Source organism: Georgenia sp. 311 (genome assembly GCF_006151955.1).
In the GTDB taxonomy this organism is placed as follows: domain Bacteria; phylum Actinomycetota; class Actinomycetes; order Actinomycetales; family Actinomycetaceae; genus Oceanitalea; species Oceanitalea wutianyii.
The window spans coordinates 81,246-97,956 of the sequence record NZ_VDFS01000064.1 but is presented as its reverse complement, the minus strand read 5'-3'; the positions used below and the strand labels follow the sequence as shown (position 1 = coordinate 97,956).

Sequence of the window (16,711 nt, the reverse complement as noted above, 5' to 3'; positions counted from 1 at the left end):
GGCTCAGTCCTGCCGCTCCAGCAGGAGGATGGGGATGACCCGCTCGGTGCGCTCCTGGTAGTCGGCGTAGGGCGGGAACGCCGCGACGGCCCGCTCCCACCACACCTCGCGCTCCTCGCCGCTGAGCTCGCGGGCGGTCATGTCCCACTTCTCGGCGCCGTCCTGCAGCTCGACCTCGGGATGGGCGACGAGGTTGTGGTACCAGACGGGGTGCTTCGGCGCACCGCCCATCGAGGCGACGACGAGGTAGGCGCCGTCGTGCTCGACCCGCATGAGCGGGGTCTTGCGCAGCTTGCCGGTCCTCGCGCCGCGGCTGGTGAGGATGACGACGGGCCGCCCGCCGAGCGTGCCGCCCTCCTTACCGCCGGTCCGTTCGTAGAGCTCGGCCTGCTCGCGGGCGCGGGTGGCAGGGCTCGGGGCGTACTCACCGTCAAGAGGCATGACACCTGTCTAACACGGCGGTCGGGTCGCGGCAGCGGGGAGCGCTGCCGGAGCCGGCGTCCCAGGACGTCGTTACGCTCGGCCTCTGCCCGTGCGCCTGTCCCGACCGGTGAGGAGGACCGGATGACCTCGTCCCCCGACCACATCTCGGTGCGCGGCGCGCGCGTGCACAACCTCAAGCACATCGACGTCGACATCCCGCTGCGGGAGCTCGTGGCCGTCGCGGGGGTGTCTGGCTCGGGCAAGTCGTCCCTCGCGCTCGGGGTCCTGTACGCCGAGGGGTCGCGGCGGTACGTCGAGGCGCTGTCCACCTACACGCGGCGCCGGATGGCGCACGCCCCGCGGGCCGCCGTCGACTCCGTCGAGCACGTCCCCGCGGCCCTCGCGCTGCGGCAACGGCCCGGCGTCCCGGGCGTGCGCTCGACGTTCGGCACCTCGACCGAGCTGCTCAACGTGCTGCGGCTGATGTTCTCCCGGCTCGCCGCGCACGTGTGCCCGAACGGCCACCGGGTGCCGCCGACGATCGACGTCGCCGCCGAGGTGCCCTTCACCTGCCCCGAGTGCGGCGCGACCGTCGCGGCGCCGGGTGCCGAGCAGCTCGCCTTCAACTCCGAGGGTGCCTGCCCGGAGTGCACGGGCACCGGCGTCGTGCGCGACGTCGACGACGCCACCCTCGTTCCCGACGAGTCCAAGACCATCGACGAGGGCGCCGTCGTGCCCTGGCAGATGTTCAACTTCAAGGTCCAGCCCGCCATCGCCCGGGAGTTCGGCGTGCGGACCGACGTGCCCTTCCGGGACCTGTCCGACTGGGAGCGCGAGATCGTCTTCGCCGGCCCGGAGGAGAAGAAGCACATCACCTTCCCGACGAAGACGTCGGTCTACGACCTCGACTTCACCTTCCGCAACGCCCGCCTCACGGTCACCGAGGAGCTCAAGCGGGCGACCGATGAGAAGCGCCTCAGTCGGGTCGCCCGCTTCCTCACCGAGCGCGTGTGCCCGGCGTGCAGCGGCACCCGGCTGAGCGAGCGCGCCCGCCTTCCCCGCATCGGTGAGCTCGGGCTGGCCGACGTCACCGCGATGACCCTCGACGACGTCGTCGCCTGGTCCGGCACCGTCACCGCGCCCCTCCCGCCGGACATGCACGAGATGGCCGACGGCCTCGTCCAGACGCTCCGGTCGATGGCCCGACGGCTCGTCGAGCTCGGCCTGGGCTACCTCACCCTCGACCGCGCCGGCTCCACCCTGTCCACCGGCGAGCGCCAGCGTGTCCAGCTCGCACGCGCCGTGCGCAACCGGACGACCGGCGTCCTCTACGTGCTCGACGAGCCGTCCATCGGGCTGCACCCCTCGAACGTCGACGGCCTGCTCGGGGTCATGCGTGACCTGCTCGCCGACGGCAACTCGGTGGTCTTCGTCGACCACGACGTCCAGATCCTGCGCGAGGCGTCCTGGCTCATCGAGATCGGGCCGGGCTCGGGCGCCGCCGGCGGTCGGGTGGTCGCCCGGGGCACCGCGGCCGACCTCGCGGCTGACCCCGACTCCCTGCTCCAGGGCTTCCTCACCGGCGAGGAGCCCGTCGTCGTCCGCGAGCGCGCGACGGAGGCGGCGATGTTCGACGCCGGGCGCATCCGCCTCGCCACCGGCGCCATCCACACCGTGCACCCGCTGGAGGTGGAGCTGCCGACGGGGCGGCTGGTCGCCGTCACCGGGGTCTCCGGCTCGGGCAAGACGACGCTCGTCCTCGAGTCGCTCGTCCCGGCGCTCCTCGCCGTTTCCGGGGACGACGACGCGCACCGGGTCCCGGCCCACGTGCGCGAGATTGACGCCCCGGGGATCCGCCGGGTGCACACCGTCGACGCGACGCCGATCGGCGTCAACGTCCGCTCGACCGTCGCCACCTACTCCGGGGTGTACGACGACCTGCGCAAGGCCTACGCCCAGACCGACGACGCGCGCGGCCGTGGTCTCACCGCGTCGGACTTCTCCTACAACACCGGCTCGCTGGCCTGCCCGCGCTGCCAGGGCACGGGTCAGGTCTCCCTCGACGTGCAGTTCCTGCCCGACGTCGACATCGCCTGCCCCGACTGCGGCGGCTCCCGCTACGCACCGGCGGCCAGTGAGATCCGGCGCGGCGGGCTCTCCCTGCCCGACCTGCTCGGGCTGACCGTCGTCGAGTCGCTCGAGGCGGTCGGGGACATCGCCCCGGTGCGGCGCCGGCTGCAGGCGCTGGCCGACCTCGGCCTGGGCTACCTCACCCTCGGTGAGGACACCCCGGCGCTCTCGGGCGGGGAGGCGCAACGACTCAAGCTCGCCACCCAGCTCCACCGCGACCAGTCCGACGCCGTGTTCGTCCTCGACGAGCCGAGCGTCGGGCTACACCCGCTCGACGTCCGCACGCTGCTCGCGGTGCTCCAGCGGCTCGCGGACCGCGGCGCCACGATCGTCGTCATCGAGCACGACCTCGACCTCATCGCCAACTCCGACTGGGTCATCGACATGGGACCGGGCGGTGGCGAGGCCGGCGGCCGCGTCGTCGCCGTCGGTACCCCGGACCACATCGCCCGCGACGCCGCCAGCCTCACCGGCCACTACCTCGCCGCCCACCTGCGCTGACGAACCCTCCTGCCCCGAGAGCTGGATCGTGCACCGCGATTGAGGGGTGGGTCAGCCTCTCCGGATGCCGCGACGCGCCGCGTACTCCGCGATGGGCACGCGGCCACCGGGCTCGACGCCGAGGACGGCGGCGAGCTCCGGGTCGCGGATCGGCGTGGTGAGGTCGCCCAGCTGGAAGAGGAAGGCGACCTCGAGGACGTCGTAGCGGTACCGCCCGCCGGGCAGCCGTTCCTGGAAGCGCGACGTGCCCGGACCGAACGCGCACTCGGTGAAGGCAAAGCCGCGGGTTCGATTGTCGGTGAGGTCGCGGGCGGTCACGGAGGCGACGACGTCGGCCACCGCCTGCCCGTCGGCCTCGGCGTTCTCGCGGACGACGTCGGCCACGGTGCCGCCGTACCCGCCCAGCCGCTCGACCCCGGGCCAGGCGGAGGTCACCGCCCGCTGCACGAGGTCGGCCCACGCGACGTCGCCCCCGACCGTGACGTCGACGCCGCCGCACGGCGCGAGGTCGTCGAGGTCGCACGCCGAGGTGTCGACGTCGAACCGCAGCCGGGGTGCTCCGGGCTGGGCGAAGAGGTCCATGACACCCATCCCACGCCCGCCCGCCGGAGCACGCAAGGCCGGGCGCGCCGACTACGGGGGGCGGCGGAGGCTCATTGCGCTCAACGGGCACCAGCCCTTCGTAGCGACCGGGGAGGGCGCCAAGTGACCGACCGCCACGGCACTCCCTCGGCCCTCCGACGCCGCTTACAGGCCGGCCTCGGTGACGCCGTGCTCGGCCTGCTCCTGGGTGAAGCCCTCGGAGAGGAGCTGGTCGACCAACCCGTCGCGCGAGAAGGGCATGGTCTGGAGGTAGCCGGTGGCCGACCGTGTGGCCTCCTCCTCCCAGTCGATGTCGAGCTGGTCGACGGCCCAGGTCGCATCGCGCACCGGGTAACCCTCGAACTCGAGCTGGGCGATGAGCCCACTGCGCGACGCCGGCCCGGCGGCGAGGAAGGCCTTGGCCGAGCGCTGTGCGCTGTGGACGTCGGGGGTCGCGTCCTGGTCGGGAGTCGGGATGGGGTCGGGGTCGGCGGTCGCCTCGGCAGCGGCCCAACCGGCGTCCTTGAGCTCGGCCTTGTCCGTGCCGGGGACCGCGGCCTCGTCGGTCATGGCGCCGCAGCCGAGGACAGCGATGAGGAGAGCCGCGGACAGTGCCGGCGTGACCAGTCGCGCAGGCCCTCGCCGCGACCCGCCGCGGCGGGCGGCGTGGTGCTCCCGTGCGCGCGGCGACGCCGCTCCGGTCGCCTCGCGGTGCTCCGTCACGGCCTCTCCCTCCTCGGTGCCTCTCCCCGCACTATCGGCACGTGCGCGGAAGGCATGAGGACACGACGGGCGCGAGGACGGACAAACGCGGCACGGGGCCCTGCACCGTGGTGGTGCAGGACCCCGTGCCGTTCGAGCTCAGGAGCTCAGGCGTTCAGGGGTCAGGGGGTGCGGCGGATCCCGAGGGAGTCCTTGCCGTCCCCGTCCCAGTCACCCACGAAGACCTCGTCCCCGGCCCGCCCGTAGACCCGGGTGAAGTCCGCCTGGCCGGCGGTCAGGGTGTTCTTCACGAAGTACTCCGCCCCGCGGCGCACCGCGAAGGTGTCCTTCCCGTCCCCGTCCCAGTCACCCACGAGGGTGACGTCGGCGGGCCGACCGTAGGTGAAGACCTCATCGGCCCGACCCGCGGCGATCGAGTTCTTCACGTGGTAGGTCGCCCCGCGGCGCACCGCGAAGGAGTCGGCCCCGTCCCCGTCCCAGTCACCGACCAGGACGGAGTCACCGGCCCGGCCGTAGACCACGACCTGGTCCGCCGGGCCACCGGACAGGGAGTTCTTCACGTGGTACTCCGCCCCGCGGCGCACCGCCAGGGTGTCGGTCCCGTCCCCGTCCCAGTCACCCACGAGCACGACCTCACCGGGCCGCCCGTAGACGAACACCGCATCGGCTGCCCCGCCACGCGGGGCGTTGTTCACGTGGAACTCATTCCCCCGCCGCACCGTGATGGTGTCGGTACCGTTGCCGTCCCAGTCACCGATGAGCACCTCGTCGGTGAACCGGCCGTAGGCGAACACGTGACCCGCCACCGGCGACCAGCCGTCGTTGAGGAAGAACCCGTACTCCGGCACCGCGGGCTGCTCCGGCTCGACCGGCTGCTCCGGCTCGAGCGGCGGCACCTGGCCGTCGCCGTCGCGGTCGATGACGAAGGCCGGGGTGGACCACGTCTCGACGTGCGCGGGGTTGCTCGGGTCGCCGAGCGCGCTGAGGGCGCGGACCTCGAGGACGTAGCGGCCGTCGGGCACCGCGCTGCGGGCGGTGCCGGTGGTGGACCGGGTGCCGTCCCACGTCCACGCCGTGAATCCACCCGAGTCACGGCCCACGTGCTGCTCGAACCGGGCCACTGCCTGGCCGGGCGTCGCCGCGTTCGGGGCGGCGCCCTCGGGCATCGCCTGGAAGACCGTGAACGTCAGGGACTGGGCCGGGTGCTCGAGGTGGATGAGCACCGTGGGCACGTCGCCGTCGGCCATCGAGAAGAAGGTGTTGGCAGCGGCGAGGTCCCATTCGGCACCGGCCGTGCAGTCGATCCCGATGAGCCGGTCGCACTCGGTGAGCGTGGCGAGCGCCGGGAGGTCCACGTTGCCGAGGTTCTCCAGCAGCGGGAGCGCCTGGTAGTCACCCGCGAACCCGGCGAACGGCACGCTCAGCGGTTCGCCCTCGCCCTGCGGGGTGAGGACGACGTACCCGCCGTACTGCGCGAGCTCCAGGCTCGCGGCGGGGCTGATGGTGACCGGGAAGGTCACGCTCTCCCCCGCCGGGACGGTGACGAGGTCCGGCATGACGACGGTCGCCGCACCACCGAAGAAGCTCGGGTTGTCCGGGTTGCCCGCGGTGGCGAGGGCATCCGTGGACGACAGGTCGTAGGTCACCGCCGCGTCGCCGTCGTTCGTCACCGTGAGGTTCTTCGTCACGGGCCCGCCCTCGGACTCCCCGAGAGACAGCTTGCCCGGGGTCACCGTCGTGGTCGCGAGGATCGCGGCGTCGATGTCGAGCATGCCGGCACCCTGGCGGTGGACCGGCTCGAGGAGACCGGCGGTCGCGTCGCCCGACCACGCGGCGGCGTCGGCGGAGTTCTGCAGGATGTCCCGCACCTCGTGCGCGTCAAGGTCCGGGCGCGCCTGGAGCAGGAGCGCCGCGGCGCCGGCGACGTGCGGCGCCGCCATGGAGGTGCCGGAGGCGGTGGCGTAGCCGCCCTCCTTCTCCAGCGGGTAGGTCGAGTAGATGTTGCCGCCGGGGGCGCCGATGTCGGGCTTGAGGCTGAGGTCGGCGGCCAGCCCGTAGGAGCTGAACGAGGAGATCAGCCCGCCGGTCGGGTTCGGCGTCGTGCCCACCTCGTCGGTCCAGGTGAGGGTCGCGCCGCCGTCGAGCACCGCCGCGTCCGCGGCGAGGCCGGCGGACTGGGAGATGGCGATGACCGGGATGGTGATCGGCGTGGCGCCCTCGACGGTCGGGTTGATGAGCCCGGGGACGTTGTTGTAGATGAGCACGGCCGCCGCGCCCGCGGTCTGCGCCCGCAGCGCCTTGGCGTAGAAGCTCGCGTCACAGCCCGGGTCGGCCGGGTCGGCGCCGCGCTCGATGAGCACCGCCTGGCCGGCGACGGACGTCGGGACGTCCGGGCAGCCGCGCGCCGCGGGAGTGCCCGGGTCACCGAGCCGGGTCAGCGGCAGGGAGCCCTCGGTCGGCGGCTCGGGCGAGCCGGTGGCCGGGAAGTAGGGGTGCTGCTCACCGTCGATGTCGACGACGTTGGCGGTCACCGAGACGTTGTCGAAGGAGGCGACGCCGATGACGTCCTCGCCCACACCGGGCGCTCCGGCCGACCACGTGCCGGAGGCGCCGCTGTTGCCGATGGAGGCGACCATGACGACGCCGGCGTCGACGAGGTTGTCGCTCGCCACGGCCGTGGGGTACTGCGGCCAGGTGGAGAAGGCCGAGCCGATGCTCTGGTTGACGACGTCCATTCCGTCGGCCAGGGCGCGCTCCATGGCGGCGACCATGATGTCGCTCTCCGTCGAGCCTTCGCAGCCGAAGACGCGGTAGGCGCCGATCTGGGCGTCGGGCGCGACGCCGCGCACGCCGCCGGCGGCGGTGTCGCCATCGGCGGCGACGATCCCGGCCACGTGCGTGCCGTGACCGCCGCAGTCGTCGGGGTCGGCGTCGGGGAAGCGCACGGGCTGGTAGCCGGCGCTCGTGGAGTCGGCGTTGAAGTCGTCGCCGACGAAGTCGTAGCCCGCGACGACCTTGTCGTTGGGGAAGGGGGTCTCGCCGTCGACGCCGGCGCCGCCGAAGTCGGGGTGGTCGTAGTCGACGCCGGTGTCGATGACGCCGACCTTGAGGCCCTCGCCGGTGAAGCCCAGCTCGCTCTGGGCGACGTCCGCGCCGCTCATCGTCAGCGCGGTGCGCAGCTCCGGCTCGGAGACCGGACGCTCCGGCGCGGCGACGGGCAGGACCGGGTAGACGGCCCGCACCTGCGGCAGGTCGGCCACGCGCTCGATGTCGGCGTCGTCGATGTCGGCCGAGATCCCGCTCCACAGGCTGGAGAAGGTGTGCCGGACCTCGAGGTCGATGCCGGCGTCCTGCGCCTCGGAGACGAAGTCGCGCTGGACGCGCTGGACGGAGGCGGTGCTCCCGCCCTGGGTGGTGGGCCGCGGTGCGAACTCCACGAAGTAGGCGCCCGTCGGCGAGGCGGCGAACTCACTGGTGAGCTCGGCGGCGTCGCCCGGGACGGAGACGCCCAGGTCGGCGGCCGTACCGAGGGACGTCACGCCGTCACCGGTGTCGGCGACGGCGGCGGGTCCGGCGAGCGTGAGGACGAGCGCGGTGGCGGCGCCCAGGCTCAGTCCGGCGCGGGCGCAGCGGCGCGCTCCGCGGGGCGAGTGGATCGGTGGTGTCACGGAGGTTCCCCCATGGTGGTCGGCAAAGGGGGCATCGGTGTGGCCCCCGCACGAACGGTAACCGAGGGCACCGACACCGGGGAGGGCGGTCTCAGGTCGCGTGACATGTCGGTAACACGCGAAACAGAGCGGCAACCTCCGGCGGCTTCACTCCGTCGTGTCCACCACGACGCAGAGAGGACCTCGCATGCGCACAGGATCACGACGGGCGGTCCGGGCGGTGACGGCGGCAGCGCTCGGCGCCGCCCTCGCGCTCGGCGGGGCGGGCTCCGCCTCCGCCCAGCCGACGCAGGAATGGGACAGGCTGCAGGCCGGGCTCGACGCCGTCGTCGCCGACGCGGCAGCGGCCGGGGTCACGCTGAGCGTGGCCGTCACCGGTCTCGCCGGCGACCCCGACGGCGCGAGCCTGGTGGCCGGGACGGACGAGCGCGTCAAGGCGGCGAGCATCATCAAGCTGCCGCTGCTCGCCACGCTCATGGCCGACGTCGACGCCGGGCACCTCGACCTAGCGCAGGTCGTCACCATCCCCGCCGGCGACCCGAACATCGTCGGTGGCTCCGGCACCCTCCAGGACCGCTCCTTCCCCCTGGACATCACCGTCGGCGAGCTCATGGAGCTCATGGTCCAGGTCAGCGACAACACCGCCACCAACGTCCTCATCGACCTCGCGGGCGGGTTCGACGCCGTCAACGAGTACACCGCCGACCTCGGTCTGGAGGACCTCCGGCTCGGCCGCAAGATGATCCACCCGGCCTCCCCTCCCCTCCAGGAGAACTACATCTCCGCCGCGGAGGTCACCGACCTCGTCACGCTGCTGTGGGACGGGGGCATCCTCAGCGAGAGCTCGAGCGAGTACGTCCTCGACCTCATGCGCGGACAGCTCGTGGACACGAAGTTCGGCGCCGTCGTGCCCCGGGCGCACCTGGCGAACAAGACCGGTGAGCTCTCCGACGTGTCGCACGACTCCGGCGTCATCCTCCTGCCGGGCCGCGAGCTCGCACTCACCGCGACGTCGTCCTTCACCGGCATGCCCCGGGAGGAGGCCGACGTCTTCGTCCAGGAGGCGGCGCGCGTCGTCTACGACTTCGCCCGCGTCACGGGCGACGTGGCCGACGACGTCGAGACGGTGGTCCAGCCCTTCCTCGACCGCGCGGAGGCACGCGGAATCCGGGCCTCGGTCGGGTTCACCGACCTCGCCGGCGACGGCGGCGCGCTGCTCCTCGGCTCCCCCGCGCCGTACAACCCGGCGAGCGTCATCAAGCTCTCCCTGCTCGCCACGGTGATGCGCCAGGCCGAGCGCGGCATGCTCAACCTCGACGCGCCGGTGACCATCTCGCCGTACATGGTGGTGGCGGGCTCGGGCAGTCTGCAGCACGAGCAGATGCCGTACACGACGACGGTGCGTGAGCTGACCCGCCTCATGGTCGTGCAGAGCGACAACACCGCGACCAACGTGCTGCTCTACTACACGGGCATCCCGACCACCCGGGAGCTGCTCGACGACCTCGGCCTGGAGGTCATGCGCTTCAACCGGCAGATGTTCCCCGGCGACCGGATCAGCGACCCGGCCAACGTCCTCGACCTCGCCGACACCATGGGTCTGCTCGAGGCGATGTACGGCGATGACCTGCTCGCCGCCGGCTCGCGCGACCAGATCCTCACCTGGATGGGCGACCAGGAGGTCGACACGAAGTTCGGCGCCGTCCTCGACGACGCGCCCGTCGCGCACAAGACCGGGGAGACTGGGAACGTCACCCACGACGTCGGCTACTTCCTCGTGCCCGGTCACGAGGCCGCCGTCGCGGTGCTCACCGAGGTGACGACGACGTCCTCCTTCGCCGAGGCCCAGGAGATCGGCAACCCCGTGGTCCAGGAGATCGGGCTGGCGATCTACGAGTACCTCGTGGCGCTCGCCGCCGCCGAGGTGCCCGGTCCGGGTGTGCCGACCGAGGAGCCCACCGCCCCGCCGACCACAGGCGCCCCGGACCCGACGCCCGAACCGGGCGGTGGTGAGGGGCCGACGGCGGGAGGCGGCAGCCTCCCGGTGACGGGCACGCCGGCCGCGGCGCTGCTCGGCCTCCTGATTGTCCTGCTCACCGGAGGGACGGTGGCGGTGTCCACTCGCCGCCGGGCGGCGTCGTTCCGCTAACCGCGGGCAGGGCACGGGGCGGGGAGGTCGCGAGGGGGCGGCCTCCCCGCCCGCGGCGAGCGGCGCGGGAGTCCCGGGTGACGGTGGGCAGGCCGGCCCACGACAGGACGCGGTCACCGTCCGGGTTGCCGAACGTGAGCATCGCGATCCCCCACGCCACGGGCACGAGGGCCGCGACCACCACGCCCAGGTGCCTCCTGAGGAGTAGACCGGCACCCGTCATCCCGGCGAGGTTGCGCGTGAACAGTCCGAGGTCGCAGGAGGCGGTGAGCAGCGTGAGGATCTCGGCGGCGAGCGCCCTCAGTAGACGGCGGGCACCGCGTCCCGAGCCTGGACGTGTCCGCCCAGCCGAAGTTCGAGCGGGGCCACCTGTGGGGCGGCCCCGCTCGCGCTCAGTCCCCGATCCGGGCGACGAGGCGGCCGGTGACCTCGTGGCGCGCAAGCCTGCCGAGGCCCTCGCCGATCTCCTCGAAGCCGATGACCTCGTACGCGGGCTGGATCTCCCCGCGGCGCAGGAGCTCGTAGACCTCCTCGATGTCCTCGACGGTGCCGCCGAGCGAGCCGGTGATGGTCTTGCCGAGGATGGTGTTGGCGTTGATCGTGAACGTCGGCTGCCCGAGCCCCACCTGGACCACCGTCCCCCCGCGACGGACGGCGTCGAGGGCGCGCTGCGTGGTGTCGTAGCCCGCGTAGTCGACGACGAGGTCGAAGCTCTGGCCAGCCCACTCCGCGGCATCGGCGACCACGCCGCTGACTCCCGCCGCCCTGGCGAGGTCCCAGACCGACTCCTTCGTCTCCGCGACGTGCACCTCGGCACCCTTGAGGACCGCGGCACGCGCGCCGACCTGGCCCAGACCCCCGTAGCCGATGACGCCGACCTTCATGCCCTCGCGCGCACCGCCCACCTTGATGATCGCGTGGTAGGAGGTCATGCCGGCGTCGGTGGCGAGGGCGGCGAGCGCCCAGTCCATGCCCTCGGGCACGCGCGCGAGGTCGGCGGAGTGCGCGACCATCTTGCCGGCGAACCCGCCGGGGGTGAACATGCCCGCCGGCGGCCTGACGCCGGAGGGGCATACCCCGACGGCGTCGCCCACCTCCCACCCGGTGACCCCCTCGCCGATCGCACTGATGACGCCGGCGTTCTCGTGACCCTGGGTCATCGGCAGGAAGGGCATCGCCCGCTCACCGATCTGCATGTACATGACGTCGCTGTGGCACAGCCCGGCGGCGCGCATGTCGATGACGACCTCGCCCGGCCCCGGCTGGGGGTCAGGGATCTCGTTGAGCGCGATCGGCCTTCCGGTGCCCTCGAACTGCCATGCCTTCATCGCATACCTCCTTGCTCGGATGTCGTGGGGTGGTACGGGAAACGTAGTCACTTAATCGTTTAAGTGTTAGCGTCCGAGCGTGACTCTCGAGTCCTCGACGCGCCGTCCGACCATCCGCGACGTCGCGGACCTCGCCGGCGTCTCGACGGCGACGGTGAGCTACGTGCTCAACGGCACGGCCGGGCAGACGATCACCCCGAGCACCCGGGAACGGGTGCGCCGCGCGGCCGACTCGGTCGGGTACGTCCCCCACCGGATCGCCCGTGCACTGCGCGAGGGCCGATCCCCCGTCGTCCTCCTCAACGTCGGCGCGATGATCGGCGGGAGCACCGTCGCGACGCTGGTCGAGGGGATGTCCGCGGAGCTGCGCCGCCACGGCCACTCGCTCCTCGTCACCGCGGAGCCGGGCGGGATCATCGCGGACGTCATCGACGCCGTCGCCCCGCGGGCCACCCTCGACCTCACCGTGGTGACGACGGGCGGGGAGGAGGACGACGTCGTCTCGGGGGTGGCCGCCGGCGACCATGCCGGGTTCGCCTTTCACACCCTCGCCCAGCTGCGGCACCTCGTCGAGCGCGGCCACCGCCGGATCGCATTCGTCGGGCCGGCGGAGGACGTTCCGTTCGCGCGCACGCGACGCGCACACGCCCGCAGTGCCGCGCGGCAGCTGAGCCTGCCACCGCTCGTGGAGACGGTCATCGGGGGCGACGAGGCGCGACGAGCCGAGACCGTCGAGCGCCTCGTCCGGGAGCAGGGGGTCTCCGCGGTGGCAGCCCACAGCGACGACGTCGCTCTCGCCGTGCTCGCCGGGATGGCGACCCTGGGGCTACGCGCGCCGCAGGATCTGGCGGTCATCGGCTTCGACGAGGACGCGGCTGCCCGGCTCTGGCGGCCGTCGCTGACGACGGTCCGGATCGACGGCGCCGCCTACGGTCGGCGGGCGGCCCGGGTGGTCCTCGGCCTACCGGTCCCGGAGTGGGACAGTGCGCCGTCGCAGGTGGTCCTCGGCGAGTCGACGTGAGCGCAGTCTGCGTCCCCGGCGAGCGTGCCGGCGGCGCGACGGCGCTGCTCCCTCCCTCCTGGCCCGCGAGGCTTGCCCTGGTGCCGGGCCGGCCGCACAGTGTCGCCATGGCCGACCCCGCCCCGCACCAGCACGACGACCACGCCTTCGACCGGCCCTACTGGGACCGGCACTGGGCCGAGGCGTCCCACGACCGGCTTGCGGCCAGCCCTTACCTCGCGGAGGAGACCGCCCACCTGAAGCCCGGGACGGCGTTGGACGCCGGGTGCGGCGCCGGAGCGGAGGCCATCTGGCTCGTGACTCACGGCTGGGACGTCACGGGGGTGGACATCTCCGCCGCCGCGCTCGCCGCCGCGCGCGAGAACGCCCGCCGCGCGTGCGTGACGGGCCGGTTGTCCTGGGTCGAGGCCGACCTCCTCGCCTGGGAGCCGGCGCAGCGATGGGACCTCGTCGTCACGTGCTACGCGCACGCCGCGATCCCCCAGCTCGACCTCTACCAGCGCCTGTCCGACCTCGTCGCTCCCGGCGGCACGCTGCTCGTCATCGCCCACGGCTCGGGCGACGCCGAGCACCACTACCCCCGGGAGGCTGAGGTGAGCGCGGCCGACGTCGCCGCGCTTTTCGCGGCGTCGTCGTGGACGGTGCGGACCTCCACCGAGCGCGCTCGCACGGTCACGACGCGGGAGGGTGAGCTCCCGCTGCACGACGTCGTCGTGCGCGTCGAACGGACAGCCTGACCCCCGTTCCCCGTCGTCGCGGGTCGCGACGGCGGGACTGTTCAGGACCGGACGGTCTCGACCGGGAAGGTCGTGCCGGTGAGCTGCTCGGAGACCGCCCACAGCCTGCGGGCGGTCTCGGCGTCGCGCGCCCGCCGTGAGCGGCCGACGAGGGCGGGGGCGCCGCGGTCGAACCGGCCACCCGGCCCGGCGTAGCTCCCACCGGGGACGTCGGCCACGGCCGCGTAGAGCACCGGCAGCGCACCGTCCTCGTCGGTCTGGGCGAACGCCGTGATGAGGCGGTCCCGCACGGCCTGCAGCCGGCCACCCGGCCCGCGCAGGAGGTTGGTCGCCGCGAGACCGGGGTGGGCGGCGACCGCACGAACCGGAGAGCCGGCCTCCTCCAGGCGGCGCTGCAGCTCGGTGGTGAAGAGGAGGTTGGCGAGCTTGGACTGGGCGTAGGCGCCCATCGGGCGGTACCGCCGGCGCTCCCAGTTGAGGTCGGAGAAGTCGATCGCTCCGGCGCGGTGGGCGTTGGAGGACACGGTGACCACGCGCCCGCGGATCTTCGGGAGCAGGAGGTTGGTGAGCGCGAAGTGGCCGAGGTGGTTGGTGCCGAGCTGCAGCTCGAAGCCCTGCGCCGTGCGGCCCAGCGGCGGGATCATGACGCCGGCGTTGTTGACGAGGACGTCGACCTGCTCGTCGACGCCCGCGGCGAAGGCCCGCACGGAGGTGAGGTCGGCGAGGTCGAGGCGGCGGACGCCGACGTCGCCGGGCATTTGCCGCGCCGCTTCCTCCCCCTTGGCGACGTCGCGCACGGCGAGGACGACGCGCGCCCCGCGACCGGCGAGCACCTGCGCGGTCACCCGGCCGAGACCGCTGTTCGCTCCGGTGACGACGACGGTACGGCCGGTGAGGTCGGGCACGCTCGCAGCTGAGAAGGGCTCCATCGGGCAAATGTAGGCAGCGTCCGGCGGACCTGCCCGGGCGCGGGGTCCTGGGAGCTTCTCGCCTGACGCGGTGTCAGCGGTGGAGGTGCTCGGGCCAGTCGGGCGGGACGGCTCCGGCCGGGCCCGGCGTGGGCTGGTCGAGCGGGTGGCTCTGCGGCGGGGCGAGCTCCGGGCCGGCGGTGACGGACTCGGTCTCGTAGTCCCACCACCACGACTGCCCTGGCTCGAAGGTGCGCATGTACCGGTGCCCCGTCTCCCGGTAGTGCGCTGTTGCGTGGGTGCCCGGCGAGCTGTCGCAGCAGCCGATGTGCCCGCACGCGGCGCACCGGCGCAGCTCGGCCCACCACCCGCCGTCGCGCAGGCACTCGGCGCAGCCGGTGCCGCTGGGAGGAACGCTGACGTCGATGCCTGCCTCGGTCATCGTGACCATCTCCTCGGGTCCGGTCGCCCCCACGGCGGCCCCTGCTCCACTGTACGACCGGCGCTCGCGCTCGGGCAGGGGCAGCATCCGGCCCACGCGCCCGAGATGTCCGACTAGCCTGACGGGATGACGCAGACCTCGACCACCACCTCCCCCGCCCAGCGGGCACGCACGCTGTCCGCACTGCACGCGGCGCCTGAGATCCTTCGGGTGGTGAACGTGTGGGACGTCGTGTCGGCGCAGGCGATCCTCGCGCTGCCCGAGACCAGGGCCATCGCCACCGCCGGCCACTCGATCGCGGCGACCTTCGGCTACCCGGACGGGACCATCCCCTTCGACCTCACGCTCGACATGGTGGGCCGCATCGTCGAGGCTGCCGGTGACGTGCCGGTGACCGCCGACCTCGACGACGGCTACGAGGACACCGGCGAGACCACCCGCCGCGCCATCGGCGTCGGCATCGTCGGGGCGAACATGGAGGACCGCCTGCGCCCCGTCGCGGAGGCTGCGGCGCGGGTCGAGGCCGTCGTCGCCGCCGGCGAGGCCGAGGGCGTGCCCTTCTCGCTCAACGCCCGCACCGACGCGTTCGTGCGCGGCGGTGGCCGCCCCGTCGAGGAGTCGATCGCGGACGCCGTCGAGCGCGGCCGCGCCTACCTCGCCGCCGGTGCCGACATCGTCTTCGTGCCCGGCGTCCTCGACGCCGACGTCACCCGCCGGCTCGTCGAGGGCATCGGCGAGCGGAAGGTCAGCGTCATCGGCCTGCCCGGCGCGCTCACCGCGGCGGAGTACGAGGCCCTCGGCGTCGCCCGCATCTCCTACGGGCCGATGACCCAGCGGGTCGCGCTCACCGCACTGCAGGACGTCGCGAAGAGCCTGTACGCCGACGGCGTGATCCCGGCATCGACGCGCGCGCTCAACTGAGGCGTCAGGGGCGGCCAAGAACACCTCGGCCCGTGTCCGTTCGCCCTATGCTGCCGACCATGACGCCGTTCCTTCACCAACCCTGCCCGCCGGGCGGGGATGGCACCGGAAGGAACACGACATGGACACCAACGAGCACCCCTGGCCGCTGAGGCGCACGCCGCCTGAGGACTTCGAGTTCTTCACCAAGGCCGAGGTCCTGGAGTTTCTCGCCTACTTCGACGACGAGACCCCCATCTGGATCGACAACTACTGGCAGCCGGTCCGGCAGATCGCCCAGCGCCCGCTCGAGGTGATCGGGAGTCACCCCGACGGCATCCACTTCGGCTGAGCCGGCCGCCCCACGCCGGACGTGCGACTCGTGGCACGTCCGGTGTGGGGCCCGCGTCCTACCTGATCCCGAAGTCGTACGCGTCCTGCTGCCGCTCCCCGTACTTCTCGCGCAGGAAGTTGCCGGTGGTGGTGAGCTGGGCGGGGATCCGGCTGTCGCGGGTCGCCTTGATCGACCGCGCCTGCTCGGCGAGCAGCCCGAGCTGCTCGGCGAGCTCCTCGTTCGGGGTGCGCCCGTTGGGCTGACGCTGGTCGACCATGGCGGGCGGGATGGCGAGGTAGCCGCGCAGCACACCGGGCACGTACTGGCGGACCATGGCGTCGAGCTCGTACTCCAGGCGCGCGTCACGGGAGGGCTCGCGTGCCTCCGCCTCGACCACGCTGCCGAGCGTCCGGCACGTCTCGTGGACCGTGGTGTACGCCGTCGCGGGCAGGCGCATCCGGTACTGCGTGGCGTAGGCGCCCACCCAGGTGAGCGCGGCGACGCGTCCCTCGGTGCCCTCGAGCGCGGCCTCCGCCGGCGGGGCGTCCGGGACGGGTCCGATCGCGTTCTGCTCACCGGTGAAGCGGTGCCACCAGCGGCGCCGCTTGGGCAGCCACAGGTCGCGCAGGTGCCAGGCCCGCACGCCGGAGGCCACCATCGAGGCGAGGCCGAGCAGGATGCCCGGGCTGCCCCAGCCGAGTTCGAACACGGCCACGGAGAACCCGGCCGCGTAGATCAGGCCCTCGAGGACGGCGCGGAGGTTCTTCTTGACCGCACCGATGAACAGGACGAGGTAGGCGACGAGCGGCAGGAACAGGACGGCGAGGCCGACCTTGACGACGTTGCCCAGCGTCCAGCGGGACAT

Annotated in this window: 14 protein-coding genes; 6 read left to right on the top strand and 8 right to left on the bottom strand. The window is 73.1% G+C overall.

Annotation, left to right across the window (positions count from 1 at the left end):
* Positions 1–3: 3 nt before the first annotated feature.
* A complete protein-coding gene (locus tag FHE66_RS14770; RefSeq protein ID WP_139073741.1) occupies positions 4–441 on the bottom strand; it encodes a nitroreductase family deazaflavin-dependent oxidoreductase in 438 nt (145 codons plus the stop codon).
* Positions 442–564: 123 nt separating this feature from the next.
* Here FHE66_RS14770 and FHE66_RS14765 point away from each other — a divergent pair, with 123 nt between their 5' ends.
* Positions 565–3,054, top strand: coding sequence for an excinuclease ABC subunit UvrA (locus tag FHE66_RS14765; protein WP_139073740.1), 2,490 nt, complete (start codon positions 565–567; stop codon positions 3,052–3,054).
* A gap of 51 nt (positions 3,055–3,105) precedes the next feature.
* Here the strand turns inward: FHE66_RS14765 and FHE66_RS14760 are convergent, their stop codons facing one another.
* The 3 genes from FHE66_RS14760 to FHE66_RS16020 all read right to left on the bottom strand — a co-directional run bounded on the left by FHE66_RS14760 (position 3,106) and on the right by FHE66_RS16020 (position 8,027).
* Positions 3,106–3,636: a hypothetical protein gene (locus FHE66_RS14760; protein WP_139073739.1), complete on the bottom strand. Its 531-nt coding sequence runs from the start codon at positions 3,634–3,636 to the stop codon at positions 3,106–3,108.
* A gap of 165 nt (positions 3,637–3,801) precedes the next feature.
* The gene (locus tag FHE66_RS14755; protein WP_176554799.1) at positions 3,802–4,206 is read right to left on the bottom strand and encodes an Ltp family lipoprotein; all 405 of its coding nucleotides are present in this window, start codon (positions 4,204–4,206) and stop codon (positions 3,802–3,804) included.
* Positions 4,207–4,520: 314 nt separating this feature from the next.
* A complete protein-coding gene (locus FHE66_RS16020; protein WP_218013748.1) occupies positions 4,521–8,027 on the bottom strand; it encodes a S8 family serine peptidase in 3,507 nt (1,168 codons plus the stop codon).
* Between the two features lie 187 nt (positions 8,028–8,214).
* On the opposite strand from FHE66_RS16020, the gene FHE66_RS14745 reads away from it, so the two are divergent.
* Positions 8,215–10,176, top strand: a complete 1,962-nt coding sequence (locus tag FHE66_RS14745; protein ID WP_139073737.1) for a serine hydrolase — start codon at positions 8,215–8,217, stop codon at positions 10,174–10,176.
* A gap of 392 nt (positions 10,177–10,568) precedes the next feature.
* On the opposite strand, the gene FHE66_RS14740 is transcribed toward FHE66_RS14745, so the two are convergent.
* Positions 10,569–11,504 (bottom strand): zinc-binding dehydrogenase, encoded by a 936-nt coding sequence (locus tag FHE66_RS14740; protein ID WP_139073736.1) that lies wholly within the window; start codon positions 11,502–11,504, stop codon positions 10,569–10,571.
* Between the two features lie 79 nt (positions 11,505–11,583).
* Here FHE66_RS14740 and FHE66_RS14735 point away from each other — a divergent pair, with 79 nt between their 5' ends.
* A complete protein-coding gene (locus FHE66_RS14735) occupies positions 11,584–12,525 on the top strand; it encodes a LacI family DNA-binding transcriptional regulator (RefSeq protein ID WP_139073735.1) in 942 nt (313 codons plus the stop codon).
* A gap of 107 nt (positions 12,526–12,632) precedes the next feature.
* Entirely contained in the window at positions 12,633–13,262 is a 630-nt protein-coding gene (locus FHE66_RS14730) for a bifunctional 2-polyprenyl-6-hydroxyphenol methylase/3-demethylubiquinol 3-O-methyltransferase UbiG (protein WP_139073734.1), read from the top strand.
* A gap of 41 nt (positions 13,263–13,303) precedes the next feature.
* Here the strand turns inward: FHE66_RS14730 and FHE66_RS14725 are convergent, their stop codons facing one another.
* Together FHE66_RS14725 and FHE66_RS14720 are read right to left on the bottom strand one after the other, a co-directional pair.
* Positions 13,304–14,191, bottom strand: a complete 888-nt coding sequence (locus tag FHE66_RS14725; protein WP_139073733.1) for an oxidoreductase — start codon at positions 14,189–14,191, stop codon at positions 13,304–13,306.
* A gap of 73 nt (positions 14,192–14,264) precedes the next feature.
* Positions 14,265–14,612 (bottom strand): UBP-type zinc finger domain-containing protein, encoded by a 348-nt coding sequence (locus FHE66_RS14720; protein WP_139073753.1) that lies wholly within the window; start codon positions 14,610–14,612, stop codon positions 14,265–14,267.
* A gap of 126 nt (positions 14,613–14,738) precedes the next feature.
* Here FHE66_RS14720 and FHE66_RS14715 point away from each other — a divergent pair, with 126 nt between their 5' ends.
* On the top strand, positions 14,739–15,533 hold the full coding sequence (locus FHE66_RS14715; RefSeq protein WP_139073732.1) for an isocitrate lyase/phosphoenolpyruvate mutase family protein: 795 nt from the start codon (positions 14,739–14,741) through the stop codon (positions 15,531–15,533).
* Between the two features lie 121 nt (positions 15,534–15,654).
* Positions 15,655–15,864, top strand: a complete 210-nt coding sequence (locus tag FHE66_RS14710; RefSeq protein WP_139073731.1) for a hypothetical protein — start codon at positions 15,655–15,657, stop codon at positions 15,862–15,864.
* A gap of 58 nt (positions 15,865–15,922) precedes the next feature.
* On the opposite strand, the gene FHE66_RS14705 is transcribed toward FHE66_RS14710, so the two are convergent.
* Entirely contained in the window at positions 15,923–16,711 is a 789-nt protein-coding gene (locus FHE66_RS14705) for a hypothetical protein (protein ID WP_139073730.1), read from the bottom strand.